Here is a 16,619-nt window from a genome sequence, read left to right as displayed (position 1 = left end):
GAAAAACCGTAGGGGCGTACCCTTGCGGTCAGCGAGCGATAGCCGAGCTGTGGTCACCCTCTTGTGGTCGCCCTCTGGAATAATGGGATTGATGCCGAAATATCAATACCATTATTCCTATGAGTAGCCCCAAAATCATCGTTCTCGACGACGATCCCACCGGTTCCCAGACGGTTCACAGTTGTCTCTTGCTCACCCAATGGGATGTCGAGACCTTAAAATTGGGACTCGTGGATGAGGCTCCAATTTTCTTTGTCCTCACCAATACTCGCGCCTTGGCCCCTGAAGCGGCCCGTCAGGTGACCGCTGAAGTCTGTCAGAATCTTAAGACGGTGATCGCCCAAGTGGGAATTGACGACTTCCTGGTAGTGAGTCGTTCTGACTCCACCCTACGAGGTCATTATCCCATCGAAACCGATGCGATCGCCCAAGAACTCGGCTCCTTTGACGCGCATTTCCTCACCCCCGCCTTCTTTGAGGGGGGACGTGTCACCCGAGATAGTGTCCATTATCTCCATGTCGACGGCCAACCCGTTCCCGTCCATGAAACGGAATTTGCCCAAGATTCGGTCTTTGGCTATCACCACAGCTATCTCCCCGACTATGTGGCCGAGAAAACCCAGGGAACCATTGCCGCTGAGGCCGTGGAACGATTTACCCTAGAGGACGTGCGATCGGGCTGTTTCGAGCGGTTAATGGCCTTAGAAAACAACACCTGTGGCGTCGTGGATGCCGAAACCCAAACGGATTTAGACCAATTCGCCGCCGACATCCTCAAAGCCGCCAGTCAAGGAAAACGCTTTCTCTTCCGCAGTGCGGCTAGCCTCCTCACCTCCCTAGCCAATCTCGGCCCCCAACCCATCGCGGCTGAAGATATGACCCAATATGTGCGCGGTGGCAAACCGGGGGCTGTGTTAGTCGGGTCCCATGTCAAGAAAACCACCCAACAACTCCAGCATCTGTTGCAAGAAACAGGAGTGACGGGGGTGGAAGTGGATGTTAGCCACCTGGTTGACGAGTCTCCCCAACAGCGAGAGGCGTTGTTGACGGGAGTTTTAGAGAAAGTGCAGGAGAGTTGGACCAGCGGCCAAACTCCTGTTATCTATACCAGTCGTGAAGAATTGCAATTTCCCGACCGCGATACCCGTCTCAAGTTCGGCGTTGCGGTGTCTCAATTACTCATGGATGTAGTGCGAGGATTACCGCCAGAATTGGGCTTCCTGATTAGTAAAGGGGGCATCACCTCCAACGATGTTCTCAGTCAGGGGTTGGCCCTACGCACCGCCAACCTCTTGGGACAAATTCTGGCTGGCTGTTCCGTTGTGCGGACTCCCGAGACTCATCCTCAGTTTCCCAATTTACCTGTCGTTCTCTTCCCCGGCAATGTGGGGGATGAGAAAGGTTTAGCCACCGTCTATCGCCGTTTTTCTGGCGATTAATACCAATTTTCATCCATACCCGTAGGGGCGAACCCTTGTGGTCGCCCTCCCCCAGTGTCAATGTATGACAAGGTTATCGAAAATTGGCATGAGAGGATTCGCCATAGATAAAGGTGAAGACACTGGCGGGACTATGGAGAGGATGGGCCGTCTCTTGGGGGATTAACTTCGGCTCGTTGGCGGCAATAATGTCCTCATAAAAGGCGGCATCCTCGGGGTAATAGTCTTGGGCCAGGAGGAACAGATAGAGGGTATGGTATTTGGGGTTTTCCCCGAAATAGGGTTCATAGGCGATGGGACAGTCGCCGTCGTAGGGGTCGGGGGAGGGTTCGAGGTCTTCGATGTCTCGGCAGTCCTCTCGTCCCCAGGGATAGTCTAGGTAATACTGGCCGTAGAAGCGCAGGGCATTGCGAATCGATTGATTTTCGACGTCCATTAACCGTTGTTCTGGGTATTGCAGGCCGTTGAGTTCCGCCATATGGGCCGTGAGGATGAGGCCTTCGAGGTGGAAGACACTGTAGGCAAATCCGACCCCTTGGGTGACGTCCTCGTCCCACCAGCGATGGCGGTTGTAGATGTCGTTTTGGGCGGGGGGATGGGGGAGGCTGCGGTGGCGATCGTAGATTTCCCCGGTTCGCGCTTGAATGGGCAAATGAGAGAAGTCCCGGTTCCGGCGAAAGAGATTATCGGGGTTATCTTCCTCATAAATGGCATCCCGGACTAAGTTGGCATAGTTCCAGGGACTGTCTTCTAAAACATAGTCCAGCAACTCGTCATCTTCGCTATAGAGGGCTGCAATCAACATCCCTTGTAAATGTCGTGAGAGGTGGTTGTTGGCCCCTTCGCGGGAGAGGTGATGCAGCCAATAGCGATGACTGGTTTGGATTTGTTGTCCCAGGGCTAGGAACCAATCTTGGACTTGTTGCTGTTCTCTCGGTGACATCTGGGGGGCGACGAGTTGAAAGGCTTGGGCGTAGTAGTGAAAGAGGCGGCCGATATCGAGTCCGGCCCCGATGAGATCGTCACGGTGTCCTTGTCCAACTTGGGTTCCGCCGTCAGCTTCGGCCCAAGCCACGAGGGTGTCGATGGTGGTTTGGCAATGGTCGGCGGCCGCTTCGATGACGCAAACTAAGGCGGTGTAGAGGCTGGGGGTGAGTCCGGTGGTAGCGGCTTGGCGGTAGTCGTCGCGTCGGGTTCCGGTGTAGACGGGTGGGGGGGAGTTTTGGACTCGGTGTTGGAAGCGATCGGCTTTCTGGCGAATGTCGTCGTAGGCGGCGTGGGTGAGGGGATAGTGGTCTGGGGATTGTTGGAGTCGGTGTTGGGCATTCTCTAGGGCTACTGCATCGAAGAGGATGTTAGGGGGAGTTTGGGAGGATTGGTGTTGTGAGTGAAGATCGGATGTGGTGTCTGATGGGGTGGAAGTTGAAGGGGGTTTGGGGGAGATCAGGGCTGAGGCAGAACAGCCCGCGATCGCCAATGCACCCCCCAGGGCCAACAGGATGGCTTGGATTCGTGGTTGATTGGACATCACAATAAGCGTTAATTCGGTTGGGTTAATTGGAGTTGCCCCGTTGCTGGGCTGGGTCTTTCTGAGCTTGGTCGAGCAACGCTGGCAATGGTCTAGCAAGTTTGCAAATGGGATAGTGCTTCAGTAATTTATGGGATCGGAAATTTTGCAGAACATCCGGATCTCGCTTGAGGTTTGGGTAGATCCGATTAGTACGCCCACAGAGAACGAACTTACGGTTCTATGAGCACACCTCCCGGCCTCTTGGATCTAACTCCCCTTTTTGCCCCCAATGCTGAATTGGAGGATTCAACCCTAATGCCTCCGGATACGGTTGCTCCTTCGACTCATGAGGGGCAACAGGAGCCTTCTAAACAAGTGGCTATGGGGCAATCCAACATCATGGGGCCGGAAAAGATGACTCAAGATCGGGACGCTTCGAAAGAGTTTGAACAACCTGAGACTCAGACTCAATTAATTTCACTTCAAGAGATAGAGGCAAGCTCTCGGGAAGAATGGTTAACTCTGGCTCAGCGGCTGAAGACGGAAGAACGCTGGGGAGAGGCGATCGCCGCCTATAAACAAGCATTATCTCAGGAAGCCTCTCCTGACCATCAAAACCACTCCGGGCAGGAGTCCTCAAATGAGGAGCAGCAGACTGGCTCATCTTCCCAGAGTTTTGAGCAGTTACAGGCTCAAGCCCTCACCTATGGACAACAGCGCCAGTGGCAAGCTTGTATTGAGACCTGTGAACAAGCTCTGGCGCTTCAACCCACGGCGAGTCTCTACAAACTGCTGGGGGATGTTTTACAGCTAACGGGACGGTCATCGGAGGCGCGGCGGAGTTATCGGGAGGCCCTGCGTTTACGGCCTGATTTTGCTGAGGTGTATGGGAATTTAGGTAATCTTTATGCCCAAGAGCGGCAGTGGCCGCGGGCGATCGAATGTTTCCAACGGGCGCTACGATACCAACCGCAACGAGTGGTATTACATCGCGCCTTGGCTGGGGTTTGGGAACAGGTGGGGAATGAAGTTGAAGCGGTGCGTTGTTGGCATCGGGTGTTGGGTTTGGACCCGGTGTCAGGCCAGGCGCAGGACTATTTCAGTTTGGGAAATCGCTGGGTGCGCTTGGGAGACTGGTCGATGGCGGAACGCTATTATCGAGAGGCGATCGCCCGTGATGAGCAGTTGACCGATGCTTGGCATAATCTGGCGGAGGTGTTGGCGCATCATCAGAACTGGCTGTCGGCTCGGGAGATGTATGAGCAGATTTTGCAGCGGGAACCGCAACGGGTGATTTCTCGTTTGGGCTATGCTCGGGTCTTGACGAAGTTAGAAGACTGGCAAGGGGCGATGGCTGAGTATCATCGTCTGGCGGAGTCTGCGCCGGAACAGGTCTTGGCGCAACAGCGTTTTGCTCAAACCTTGAAGGACCAGGGGTTACTCGAAGAGGCGATCGCCGTGTATCGTCGTGCGCTCACCTTTGCCCCTAATGGGTTTGAGTTACGGTTGGGGTTTGCCGAACTCCTCTGTGAACAGGAACAATGGGAAGACGCATTGCCCCAGGCGGAGGCGGCGATCGCCCTTAATCCTCAGGTAGCGCAAGCCCATTATTATGCAGGACGCGCTCAAGTCGCTCGGGCAAATTGGCAGGCGGCGATTCCCTATCTGGAACAGGCGGTGACGTTGGATTCCCAGTTCTTTTGGAGCCGCTATTTCTGGGGCGAGGCTCTCTTGGGTTTAGAAGATTGGCAGGGAGCGGCTGCGGTGTTGGACGCGGCGATGCCTCTGAATCCGGAATATCCTGGGGGCTATTGCCATTTAGGGCTGGCGTTCTTAGAACTCGAACAGTATTCTGAGGCGGTGCAGGCCTATCGGCAAGCCATTGCTTTCGGCTCTAATGATGTCAGCTACTCTCACCTCGGGCTGGCGTTGCTGAAGTTGGAAGATTGGGATGGGGCGATCGACGTCTTAAATCGAGGTTTGGAGTTAAAGCCAGATGATGAGGAGTTTCATTGGCTGCTGAGTCAAGTCTTCGTTGAGAAACAGGATTGGCAAGCCGCGATTGAAGCAGTAGGGCGGGCAGTAGCCTTAAAGCCCGAAGGACTAGAATTTACCCCACAGTTCAAGCAGTTATTATGCCGTCAGGGACCGTTGCACGAAGCTGTAAATGATTGGCAGCAGGCAGTGGATCTTAATCGTGATGACCCTCAACTCCAGTTAGGTTTGGGAGTAGCGTTGCTTGAGGGTGAAATCCACTTAGAGCGGGCCGAGGCTTGTTTAAGGCGGAATCTGGAGTTACAGCCCAATCAGCCACAAGGCTACTTTTATCTGGGAAAATGCTCAGCGGGACAAGGACGACTTGATGAGGCGTTGGGGTTCTATCGTCGCAGTTGGGAGTTGAGCCAGAGCGTTGACTGTGGCTTAGCTTTAGCTGAAGTGTTGCAGCAGTTGGGCCGGTGGTCCGAAGCCATCCAACAGTATCGCCAAGTCTTGTTGGAGTGTGGGGAGTCAGGAGAGGCTTTATTTGGCTTAGGACAAGCTTTAGCAGCTTCCGAACGCCCCATGGAGGCGGTTATGGAGTGGCGGCGAGCGATCGGGCTGGGATGGAATAGCCCTGAGTTGTACCGCTGTTTAGCTGAGGCTTTAGTGAGCTTAGAGCGTTGGGATGAGGCGGTGCTAGAATGGGGGCGACTGTTGGAACTTCAGCCTGGGAATGCCTTGGTAAGACGGCAGCGGGCCTTGGCGTTGATAGGCTTGGGTCGTTGGCCGGAGTCCGCCCAGGAGTGGCAGCAGTATTGGCAAGTGGCTCCAGGGTCAGGTCAAGGCACGGTACTCGATTTTCGGCCGGAGTTGGGGATGTATGGAGAAATCCCTCATCGTCAGGAGTTAAGTCTTACAGGAGATTTGACCGTTGAATTTTGGTTGCGTTTGAGGGAGTGGCCACAGGATTGGACGAATCTTGTCGGTAAATTTGTCAGTGATGAGCAAAATGAGTTCTGTTTACGCCTCAAGAATGGGGAGCGAGGCCAGTGGTACTACGGCGGTGGGAAAGGCTGTGCTAAACCTCTAACTTGGGTCCCACAAGAGAGGATTCGTTTGCATCAATGGGTTCACATTGCCTGTGTGCGGAAGCTTGGGCAGTCTGGACAGCTTTATATCGATGGTGTGTTGCACAGAGAACAGGACTGGGGGCAGGAGTCTGGCGCGACGCCGACAGAAGCTCCAGTGCGTCTGATGGTGAGTTCTCGTCTCGATGAGTTCCTGGATGGTCAGTTATCTGAGGTACGGGTTTGGAATGTAGCTCGCACGAGTGATGAGATTCGCCGAGGGATGAGTGAGAAACTGGAGACAGAACTGGGTTTAGTGGCAGTTTGGTCGGGTTCTGAGGACGGGATTGTCGTTGACAGAGTCGCAGACCATCCGGGAGAGATGAAGCAGGCTTCGGCAAACGGGAAGCCGCGCCCTCAGGTGGGGGTCTGTAGTGGTGAGTTGTCCCAGAAGGCAGTGGACCGGGCCGATACTTTGGCACAGTTGTATGGCGGTTTCGCTCAAGTTGAGTTAATTAGCAGTCAGTTTCCTCAGTCTGAGGGGCAGGTGTCGCAGCCAATTCGGGAGACGGAGATTCCTTGTCATAGGATACAGGCTGAGCATGAAGAGCAGTTTCTTGAGCAGGCGTTGGCCTTGGTTTTGGCTCATCCCTATGAGGTGGTGCATCTGTCTCAGCCTCGGATGCCGAATATTGTTTTGGGGCTGTTATACAAGCTGCTGTGGAATGCACGGGTGCTTGTAGATATTGATGATGAGGAATTGACTTTTGTTAAGGCATCAGAACCTGTGGATTTGCGGGAGTTCCTGGAGTCTGGGGAACGTTTGCCAAAATGGAAGCATTTGCAGGGTACGGAGTGGACTCGCATCGCAGTGGGTTTGGTGCGGGAGTTTGATGGGGTGACAGTCTCGAATCCGGCTTTACAGGAGCGTTATGGCGGGGTCGTGATTCGCCATGGGCGAGATGAGGCGAGGTTTGTGCCTTCGGCTGACCTGAAGCGCGGCAGTCGGGAACGCTTTGGTATTGCTCAGGATAAAAAGGTGGTGCTGTTTTTTGGTACGCCAAGGAAGCATAAGGGTTTGGTGGAGACGGCTGAGGCTCTGGCGAGTTTGGGTCGCAAGGATGTGGTATTTGCGATTATTGGGGATTTTACCGATGAGAGTCTGAAGGAAAGGTTGCTCGGTATTTCTGGGGTGGACTATGTGTTTGTGGGGAATCAGCCCTTTGAGTCTATCCCGGATGTGGTGGCGGTGGGTGATATTTGTGTGCTGTTGCAGGATGTGGGTTCTGAGGTGTCGCAGTTCCAAATTCCGGCGAAGTTGTCGGATGCTTTGGGAATGGGGTTGGTGGTGCTGTTGTCGGAAACGGCGGCGGTGGCTGATGTGATTGAGTCGGGGGCTGTGGTTCCGGTGGCTGAGGGGGATTTGCCTGCGGTTTTGGATAGGGTATTATCAGATGAGGCGGAATGTAATAAATTCCGGGTTCGCGGTTGGGAGTTATTGGCGGCGGAGTTTGGGTTTGGGGTAAATAGGTCTCGGTTAGCTGCGGTTATGGATGAGGTTCGTGGCGGGGTTGTGGTCCTCTCGGATGAGTTGAATTTTTTATTGGCGGGTTTCCCTGCTGTTGAATCAGTTTGGTCAAAGTTTAGGAATGAAAAGAAAGAGGATGATAATACCAAGCTACAGATGGTTAAGACTAATGAGCATTGCAATATTGACTCGGTCTATCATCGCTTAGGTGAAGCATTGAAGCAGTTAGGACGTTTTGATGAAGCGAGGGAAGCTTATAAAAAATCAGGGAAGTTCAGAACAGAGGCAGCGGAGTCTGAATTTAATTTAAGTCCCATATCACCAAAAGTTAGTAGTGATTATAAATTTAAAATTGAATCAGCTAATCAAAATACTTTAAAGGGTTGGATTGTCTACAATCAACAACCTAACTTGGTATTGGAAATAGATGTTTTCATAGATGCAGTTTTATTTGCAACCATCAAAAATGATCAGGTAAGAAATGATTTAAAAAGGCTGGGTATTTCTAGCGGATTAGGAGGTTTTAAGCTCAATTTTGCACAAGGATTATTTAATAATAATCATCAAATAACCTTGAAAGTTAATAGCGGTATTGAGTTGGCTTCAATACGCATAGTTTTGAACAAAGATAAAATCAGTAAATGCAATGATTATCTACCATTTTATTCATTAAAAAATTATATCACTATTATAGTTCCTATTTATAATGCTCCTGATGACCTTGAGGTTTGTATTGAAAGACTTTTAAAGTATACAACCATATCTAGCAAACTGCTTTTTATTGATGATGCAAGTACAGATTTAAAAGTGAGTGAAATTCTTTCAAAAATTAAAGATTATAAAAATATTCGTCTGTTAAAAAACGAACATAATCTGGGTTTTACTCGTACAATTAATAGAGGAATAGCTGAGTCTGGTCGAGATGATATAGTCTTATTGAATTCTGATGCTCGTGTGACTCCACGTTGGCTCGAAGGCTTGCGTCGTGCCGTGGCGTCTGATCCTCGTATTGGAACTGTAACACCGATGTCTGATCGTGCTGGTGCTTTTTCAGCCCCCCAAATAGGCAATGAAAATGATCTACCTCCCGCAGTTACAGAAATGGATTATGCTGTAGCTTTTCGACGTCGTTCTCCAGGTTTTTATCCTACAGTCCCTACGGGCAATGGTTTTTGTATGTACATTCGTCGAGCTTGTATTGATGATGTTGGTTTATTTGATGAGAAAGCATTTCCCAGAGGCTACTGTGAAGAAAATGATTTTTGTATGCGCGCCATAAAACTAGGGTGGAGAAATATAATGGATGATCGTACATATATATTTCATGATCGCAATAAAAGCTTTGGTCAAACCAAAACTGATTTAATTCAAGCAGGCCGTAGTATTATTGATGAGCGTTACCCTCATTATAAAAAGGCAATTCGCGTATTTTCAGAAAGTCCACAGATAAATTTAGCTAGATTTCGTGCTAGACAAGCTCAGGTTGATTGTGTAGAATCATCTGGAATACTACCTAGAGCTTTGTTTGTTATAGCCACTAAAACAGGAGGTACTCCACAAACTAACTTAGATTTAATGGCAGCTCTTTCTGACCGCTGGGAAACTTGGCTTTTGCATTGTGATGGTACAATACTAACATTGTCTAAAATAGTAGACTCTCAAGAAGAAATTATTAGAGAACACATTTTGACAGAGCAAGTTGAACCTCTTTACCATAAATCTTTTGAATATGACCGAGTAGTAGAAAGCTGGTTAATGGAATATGATTTTGATTTAGTGCATATTCGTCATCTGCTATGGCATAGTTTATCTTTGCCTAAGTTATCTAATCAATCAGGAGCAGCGGTTGTGATGTCGTTTCATGATTTTTATACAGTGTGTCCCACCGTTAAATTATTAGATGAGAACAATGTATTCTGTGGTGGGAAATGTACAAGCACAGATGGTGATTGTACCCCGGATCTTTGGCCTGCAAATAGTTTGCCTCGCCTCAAAAATGCTTGGGTGAAACAATGGCGAAAACAATTTAGTGACGCTTTAGCATGGTGTGATATGTTTGTTACAACTTCGACAAGTGTTCGAGAAACAATTCTTAGAGAATTGCCAGAAATTCCTTCTGATAGATTTCATGTAATCCCTCATGGTCGTAATTTTTCGACTTTTGTTCAAATTTATCCAGAATTAAAAGAAGGAGAACCTTTGAGAATTTTAATTCCAGGAAATATATCTGTTGCTAAAGGTCGTAATCTCATCAAGATGTTGTTAGATGCTGATAAAGAAGGCAAGTTAGATTTTCATATCTTGGGCAATATTTCTTTCAATTATCAACATCCGAGATTAAAGTTACATGGTACTTATATAAGAGATGAATTTGCTGATCGTGTTCAAAAAATCAAACCTCATGTAGGTGCTATTTTCTCAATTTGGAATGAAACTTGGTGTCATACATTAACAGAACTGTGGTCAGTGGGAATTCCGGCTATAGTATTTAATTTTCCGACGGTAGCAGGACGAGTGATTGAAAGTGGTGGTGGCTGGGTTTATGAGCATCATGATATAGATAAGCTTTACAATAATATTGTTAATGAAGTTTTTAATGTTAAGATGTTATCCAAAAAAAGATTAGCCGTTGCGGAATGGCAAAAGGGGCAAGGTCGAGTAAATACAACATACAAAATGTCTTCACGTTATCAAGAAGTCTATCGTCAGGCAACTCAGAGACATCTTTCTCATTCCCGTATTCTCTTAGCCAAATAATTTACAATGTTTTAGTTTTTAATTATCGAGTAAGGAGAGTATCAAATGAATAAAAATGATATGAATGCAATGATTGCATTCGCTGAAGAGGCAATGAAATCGAAAAATTGGTCAGAGGCAGTTATCCGCTGGCAAGCACTCTTTGAAAGGTTTGAGCGAGTCGGTAGTGGTGGTGCGTATGTTAGGCTTTCCATTGCGTACCGCAATCAAAATCTTTTCAATCAGGCTGAGAAAACTATATGTGAAGGTATAGAAAAACATCCTACATATTTTCCAATCTTTATGGAGTTTGCAAAAATTGCAATGCTTCAAAAAAACTGGCTCGAAGCAACTGAGCGATTAAGAAAGATAGTGGATAGTTTTGATAGAATTACATATCCCAAAGTTATCAATATAGCAGAGGCTTTAGAATACCAAAATCAAAATCGACAACTCTTTGAGCCTCATTGCAATATTTGTGGCTCTCCCTTTTTTGTGGCAATGAACAGCAGAAAAAATGTAAAATGTTTGAACTGTGGCTCCCTAGAAAGAACTCGTTTACTTTATTTGTATATAGAGCATTTGGCGGTTCTTTCCCCAAATGTTCGCATATTCCATTTGGCACCAGAATTGGGCTTATATGATAAAATTTCATCAATAGTTTGTCCTGATAATTACTTTGTAGTAGATCTTGATCCGAAGAGGTATAGCTTTGCAAAAAACATACAAAAATTTGATTTGTGCAATGACATTGATGATTTGCCTGATCAACATTTTGATCTGATCATTCATAGTCACATTATGGAACATATTCCTTGTAATATTTCTTATGTTTTCAAAGGCTTGCATCGTTCATTGAAAGATGATGGGTGGCATCTTTGTATAATTCCTTTTATGAATGGTTATTATGAAGAATGTTTTGCGCCTCTTAGTGCTGAAGAAGCCCAAAGTCGTTTTGGTCAATTTGATCATGTCCGACGATTTGGTATCAAAGATATACATAACAGCCTTGGTCGAATCATACCAATTGATATAAATTATGATGTCACTAAGATTTTTTCACCTGAAACACTTATCAAGTCAAATATTCCTGATTATTGCTGGAAAGGATTAACTGTACACACGGTGCTTGCTCTCAGGAAAAATGACATTAAGATTTAGTGTAAGCATTCAGGTGTAGGGGATTGACAAAACCCCCAGCTTAATCCGACCCCGGAATCAAAGACAGCTCGTGAGAGCGTCCTCGAACACCAAGAGCAAGCGCCCGCTCAAAAAACTCAACCGCCGAACGACCCTGAGCGCGACAAGTTTGAATCACCGTCAGCAGGGTGGCACTGCGGCGAAATCCGTTCCAGGAACGGGAGCCACCAGCCACCTTGCGCTTGGTCACCGCCAGACGCAACGACCTTTCCGCGCGATTGTTATCGGGCGGCACTTGAGGGTGGTCGAGGAAATACCACCATTGATGAGCCTTGTTAGTCAAAGACTTCAACAGCAATCTGGCAGCAGAACCAGCTCGAGACCACCAAGTGTCAATGGCTTGAGTGACCTTCTCTTTGAAAGAGGCAGCCCAAGTAGCATAACGAGCCGCATCGCCGGTCTCTCGCCAATGGCGATGCTCGCCGAAGGCCTCGTCAATCAGTGAGACGAAGGCTTCTCCTAATTGCTGCTGCTGAGGCCTTTTCAGGCGCGCGACCTGTTGAAAGTGTCGCCGCAGATGAGCTAAGCATTTCTGTTGGGCGCTGACCGGGTAGCCGTTGTAGACGCTGAAATCGTCGGAGATGAGAACTCCGGCAAAACTCTGACCGAGTCGCTCTTCGAGTTCGGCTCGCGAGCGTGTGTCGCCGGCATGGAAAAAGCTATAGCCTTTTCCCGAAAGCGTCCACAGCCATTCTTTGACACCATTGACGAGCCAGGGAGACTCGTCGGCGTGGACGCTCTCTTGCTGACGAATCCACTCTTTTAAGGCCTCAACCGGTTGAAGCGCGGCCTCGGCGACTCGCCGACTGGTGGCTTCTAGAGTTCCTGTCCCCACGTGGATTTGAGCGAACTCCCACAACCACTCTTGTTGTTTGGCGTAGGAGAGATGTCCGTAATGTCCCAGCCAGGTTAACAATCCTTGCAACTTCGCCGATAAGTCTTGTCCGGGGATGATGCCTTCGGGTAATTCTCCAGCGACTCTGACTCCGCATTGACCGCAGATAGCGGCGTGAACAACCATGAGTTGTTAAAGCTACCCCGCAAGCTGGTCTTGAGCCACGGCTGAGCGGCTCATGGTGGCATCACTGTCTTGAAAGTGGTTGCCCCCGCACTGAAGACAGATTTGAGGCTCGATAGAGAGCATTGCCAGCTACGCGGGTTTAGGAAACGCCCAAATTCCGGGGTGTCCCGGTTGTCCTCCCGGTTTTCGTTTTGATGAGTCGGACTCTGCTTCCTTCTTGACTTTCTCCGAACGCCGGATGAGGTCGCTTGAGGGGGGCTTGGAGGAGGTCTGGCTATCCTTGTCTATCAATCCTTTGAGCCGCTCGACTTCCGCTACGAGTTCTTCGAGTACCGCTTGCTGTTGCAGCACGATCTCCACTAGAACTGACTTGGTCCGCTTTTCTAGGGCTTCTCGGTCTTTGGGAATTTTCGGCAGTCGGCTCTTCATGGCTCTACCCTACTCTTCTTTTCCCGCTTGTCAAGCCCCCCCACCTGAATGCTTACGTGATTTCATCTAAGGGGAAAGTATCGTGAAAACAGATCAACAATTCTGTACGACTTACCATAGACAATCTAGGATATATTTAAGCACCAATCCATAATATATACAGGGCTTTCAGCAAAAGAAACACCCTGATCATGCTGAGGTTGATGATTGTATTGAATAAGCATAGAAAGTGTAGCATCTTTTTGCCAGCGCAGTCGATCAATTATCGGTTCAGCAAAGCCTAAAGGTTCATTCCAAAGTATTTTTTCGACTGCTTCTGAAAAATGATAATCTTCAGGAAAGAGTGTCAAAACCGCCATTTTATGTTCTGTAAAGTCTGATCTATAGATAACATGAACACAGTCCTGCTTATCAATAACTATTTCTGGGCGACTCATGGGGATTTGCAAAGTTCCACCACCTAAAAGATCGAATTTTTGGGTTCGTTTGGATATCACACTATGTTGCCATTGACATCCATCAAACCATAAATGCTGATATTGTGGAATATCATTTTCGTCATTAGCATAAAAGACAATATGTGGATAGCCTTTGCTATTAGTTGCCATACTTGTTTGATTAATTAGGTTACTTCCCGTAGGAATAGCCCAAACTGTTTCGCTATTAACCTGTGTTATGGGAAGATCAAGGGTCAAGCCTTTAATTGTAAACCAAGCCCTACCCTGATCGGGTGAGTAAGCATAGTCAATACCTATGTTATTAACCCTTTTGTCTCTCCCAATAGGATGGGTACGCCAAACATAAGATAAATGCAATTTACCTGTAGCATCAAAAACAGGATGATTCCAGTAAGGATTACTCGTCCAAGGTTTTTGCTCATAACCAGAAAGAATAGGAAATGGGTAATCTGCCCACAATTTAGTTGCCACATCGTATTTCTTTATACAAGCTTGCCCTTTTGAATAATGCCCATCCCGGTAAAGAAAAATTAGACTATTATCCACTGAATTGATTAGAAAAGTGGGGTAAGTGACATTTTCTTCCTTTTTTCCGGTCATGGAAAGTACATCAGTCCACTCATCAATAGACCAAGGTTGTTGCGATCGCCGATAACGCAAGGAATGAACATGATGATCGTAACAAATGTGTATATAGCCTTCGCTATCAACTCCTAAGCTAATTGAATTATGAGCATCTTTTAAATTATATTTACCACTAATTGTATGATGGGTAATTGAGCTATTCTCTAAATCTCTTTTAACTATACGCAATTTTTCATCACTATCATAATAAGCTGTGAATTGATAATTATTCGAAGTAAAAATACCATGATGCCGGAATATTACGGTATTTATGGTATTTCCTGCCCAACCTTGCCCCAATTCAACTATTTCTAAAGGTTGTATTTTTTTGGGTGATATAAATTGTTTATATTTCTTGTATTGGTGGTAATCTGGGAGGTGCTGTATATTGATTTTATTCTTATTTAAATTAAGCTTGGATTGAAATACATATTTAAAGTGTTTTATGGCCGCATCTAAGTTTCTCAGCTTAGCCCAAAAAATTACCAGAATATAAAACAACCACGGGGAGTTAGTACAATTTTTTAATCCTTTAGAATAACAAGTAACCGCCTCATATAAATCACCCTGTTTAGTAAAAGCATCCGCCAAGCCTTGATAAGCTATAGCTAAATGTGGGTTTATTTCGATTGCTTGACGATAAAGGGCGATCGCCTCGTCTAACTTTCCTTCTCGCTTCAACCAATTCGCCTGTCTTAGCAACTCATCTGCACTCATCCCTCAGCCATCCACTCCTAAACATCAAAGAGAAAAAAACAGAAAATTATTACAAATATATTTAACAGCTAAAAAGGAAGATGGTGATCATCGCTACGATTGTATTAGTCGACCAAACCACTCAGAATATTGACCCAAATCAGCCGTATTAAATCGTCCCCCATACTCAGCCTCATACCGCTCAAACCAACGCAGCCAATCCAAAACCGTTTCCGTCCGAGATTGATGACCATACGCCAAAGATTTCCTCAAATAATCCCTCATCAGAGAAAACTCGCCCGTCGAGTACAACCGCCAAGCACTCCAAACCAGATTGTTATAGCGAGCCTGAGACTCAAGCCCCCGCACCTCTGGCGGAAGATGAGGATGAGCAAACATCTCATCTAAGATTTGCTCACATTCACGCACCTGCACTCGCGTTTCCCGCGAAGCATTGGTCTGATGTTGGCGATAAGAGACCGTTGGCCGAGAAACCCAGTCCCCTTGGCATCCTTTTAGTATTAACCGCAAAACCAACGCTACATCCGGAGTTTTTTCCAACTTTTTATCAAATCCCCCCACTCCCTCAAAACACGATCGCCGAAACAGCATCGCCCCCAAAAACACCGGCTTCCACAACAGCCACGCCGCCAAATCCAACTCGGGAATTCCCTCCCTCGGATTCACCGTCGACAACCGCTCTCCCGCCGCATCCACCACAAACCAACCACTATGAACCATCCCCAGATGGGGCGACTCCTGCAACGCCGCCACCTGGACCTCTAACTTATCCGGCTCAAACCAATCATCCTGATCCAAAAAGGCAATAAACTCCCCTCGCGCCACCTCCAGTCCCCGATTTCGCGCTACCGCCACCCCCTGATTCTCCTGGCGAATATAGCGCAGCCGCGAGCCATAGGGCGCAATCAGCGGCTCGATCGCCTCCGTCGAGCCATCATCCACCACAATTAACTCCCAGTCCGTATAAGTTTGCGCCAAAACACTAGCGATCGCCTCCCCCAGAAAGCGCCCACCATTGTAAACCGGAATAATCACACTCACCCGAGGCTTCACCACAGACATCGATCTAACCCCATCAACATCTGCTCTCTTCAGGCCCTCGCCCCCCTCCTCAGGATCTCCCCCTACAGCGTATCCGGATCAACCCCCAACGCCCGCAACTGTTCCGCCAACCGCTGGGCCCACTTCTTCGCCCGTTCCGTCCGTTGATTCGCCTGCAACAACTGCGACTCAATCCGTTCGGCCCGCTTCTCATACTCCTCGCGGTCTAATAACTCCTGCTGAGCCAACTCATAGCCCGTCGGTAAAATATTCCCCTGCTGATCACACCAACGCAACCAGAGGCCATCCTTATCCTCAAACTCCCCTTGCCACAGCATCAAGCCTAACCCCACCTGATCCAACCAAATTGGCTTATCCAGCTCATTAAACTTGGCAATCTCAAAATAGCACTTACCCCGCAACTCAAACGCCCGCAACCGGGGACCCCCCAGCACCCGTTCAGGATCAAACAGCACATAGTAACTCACCCGTAACCGTTCATACACACTCAGCTTCGCCCCCAACTCATCCCCCGTCGCCGTCGAGACAACTTCCATCACCAAATCCGGAGACTTGCCAAACTCCCACAGAGAATAGGGATGATGACGGTGAGTCCACCAATCATCACCAATATCCAAACTCAACATCAAATCCGGGGCCACCAGAGGCTGTCCCTGAGTATGGAGAATACCGATATTGCTTTCAATCAAGAACGGCTGTCCATGCAGAGACGTATACAGCGAATCCGTTAACAGACGCTTCTGTTTCGCCGTCACAAACGTATCGATCGCAATCTCCGTACCGGCGATCGCCTCATGGGGAGTAAAATTCGGGGACTTATCCATCTGTAATCTCGCAACGATAAACGG

9 protein-coding genes are annotated in these 16,619 nt (G+C 48.0%); 3 read left to right on the top strand and 6 right to left on the bottom strand.

The genetic code is table 11. The annotated features are described in order from the left end of the window. Positions 1–119: 119 nt before the first annotated feature. Positions 120–1,439 carry a four-carbon acid sugar kinase family protein gene (locus tag L855_RS10535; protein WP_159787797.1) on the top strand — a complete coding sequence of 440 codons (1,320 nt, stop codon included), beginning with the start codon at positions 120–122 and terminating at the stop codon, positions 1,437–1,439. Positions 1,440–1,512: 73 nt separating this feature from the next. Here the strand turns inward: L855_RS10535 and L855_RS10530 are convergent, their stop codons facing one another. Beyond that, positions 1,513–2,967: an alginate lyase family protein gene (locus tag L855_RS10530; RefSeq protein ID WP_159787795.1), complete on the bottom strand. Its 1,455-nt coding sequence runs from the start codon at positions 2,965–2,967 to the stop codon at positions 1,513–1,515. Between the two features lie 222 nt (positions 2,968–3,189). Here L855_RS10530 and L855_RS10525 point away from each other — a divergent pair, with 222 nt between their 5' ends. Both L855_RS10525 and L855_RS10520 read left to right on the top strand, forming a co-directional pair. After that, positions 3,190–10,281 (top strand): tetratricopeptide repeat protein, encoded by a 7,092-nt coding sequence (locus L855_RS10525; protein WP_159787792.1) that lies wholly within the window; start codon positions 3,190–3,192, stop codon positions 10,279–10,281. A 45-nt stretch (positions 10,282–10,326) separates the two neighbouring features. Continuing rightward, on the top strand, positions 10,327–11,421 hold the full coding sequence (locus L855_RS10520; RefSeq protein WP_159787789.1) for a methyltransferase domain-containing protein: 1,095 nt from the start codon (positions 10,327–10,329) through the stop codon (positions 11,419–11,421). 40 nt (positions 11,422–11,461) lie between these two features. On the opposite strand, the gene tnpC is transcribed toward L855_RS10520, so the two are convergent. The 5 genes from tnpC to L855_RS10500 form a co-directional block, all read right to left on the bottom strand. Further along, on the bottom strand, positions 11,462–12,481 hold the full coding sequence (gene tnpC / locus L855_RS10515) for an IS66 family transposase (protein WP_425500567.1): 1,020 nt from the start codon (positions 12,479–12,481) through the stop codon (positions 11,462–11,464). Positions 12,482–12,610: 129 nt separating this feature from the next. Next, positions 12,611–12,910: a DUF6444 domain-containing protein gene (locus L855_RS22805; RefSeq protein ID WP_425500566.1), complete on the bottom strand. Its 300-nt coding sequence runs from the start codon at positions 12,908–12,910 to the stop codon at positions 12,611–12,613. A 125-nt stretch (positions 12,911–13,035) separates the two neighbouring features. Next, positions 13,036–14,709, bottom strand: a complete 1,674-nt coding sequence (locus L855_RS10510) for a BNR-4 repeat-containing protein (protein WP_159787786.1) — start codon at positions 14,707–14,709, stop codon at positions 13,036–13,038. Positions 14,710–14,802: 93 nt separating this feature from the next. Next, complete coding sequence (locus L855_RS10505; protein ID WP_246198802.1) at positions 14,803–15,771, bottom strand: glycosyltransferase family 2 protein; 969 nt, start codon at positions 15,769–15,771, stop codon at positions 14,803–14,805. 62 nt (positions 15,772–15,833) lie between these two features. After that, positions 15,834–16,595 carry a Uma2 family endonuclease gene (locus L855_RS10500; protein ID WP_159787783.1) on the bottom strand — a complete coding sequence of 254 codons (762 nt, stop codon included), beginning with the start codon at positions 16,593–16,595 and terminating at the stop codon, positions 15,834–15,836. Positions 16,596–16,619 lie beyond the last annotated feature (24 nt).

Source organism: Sodalinema gerasimenkoae IPPAS B-353 (assembly GCF_009846485.1).
In the GTDB taxonomy this organism is placed as follows: Bacteria; Cyanobacteriota; Cyanobacteriia; order Cyanobacteriales; family Geitlerinemataceae; genus Sodalinema; species Sodalinema gerasimenkoae.
Note: the sequence above shows the minus strand (reverse complement) of the source record. Positions and strands in the feature narration are given on the sequence as shown.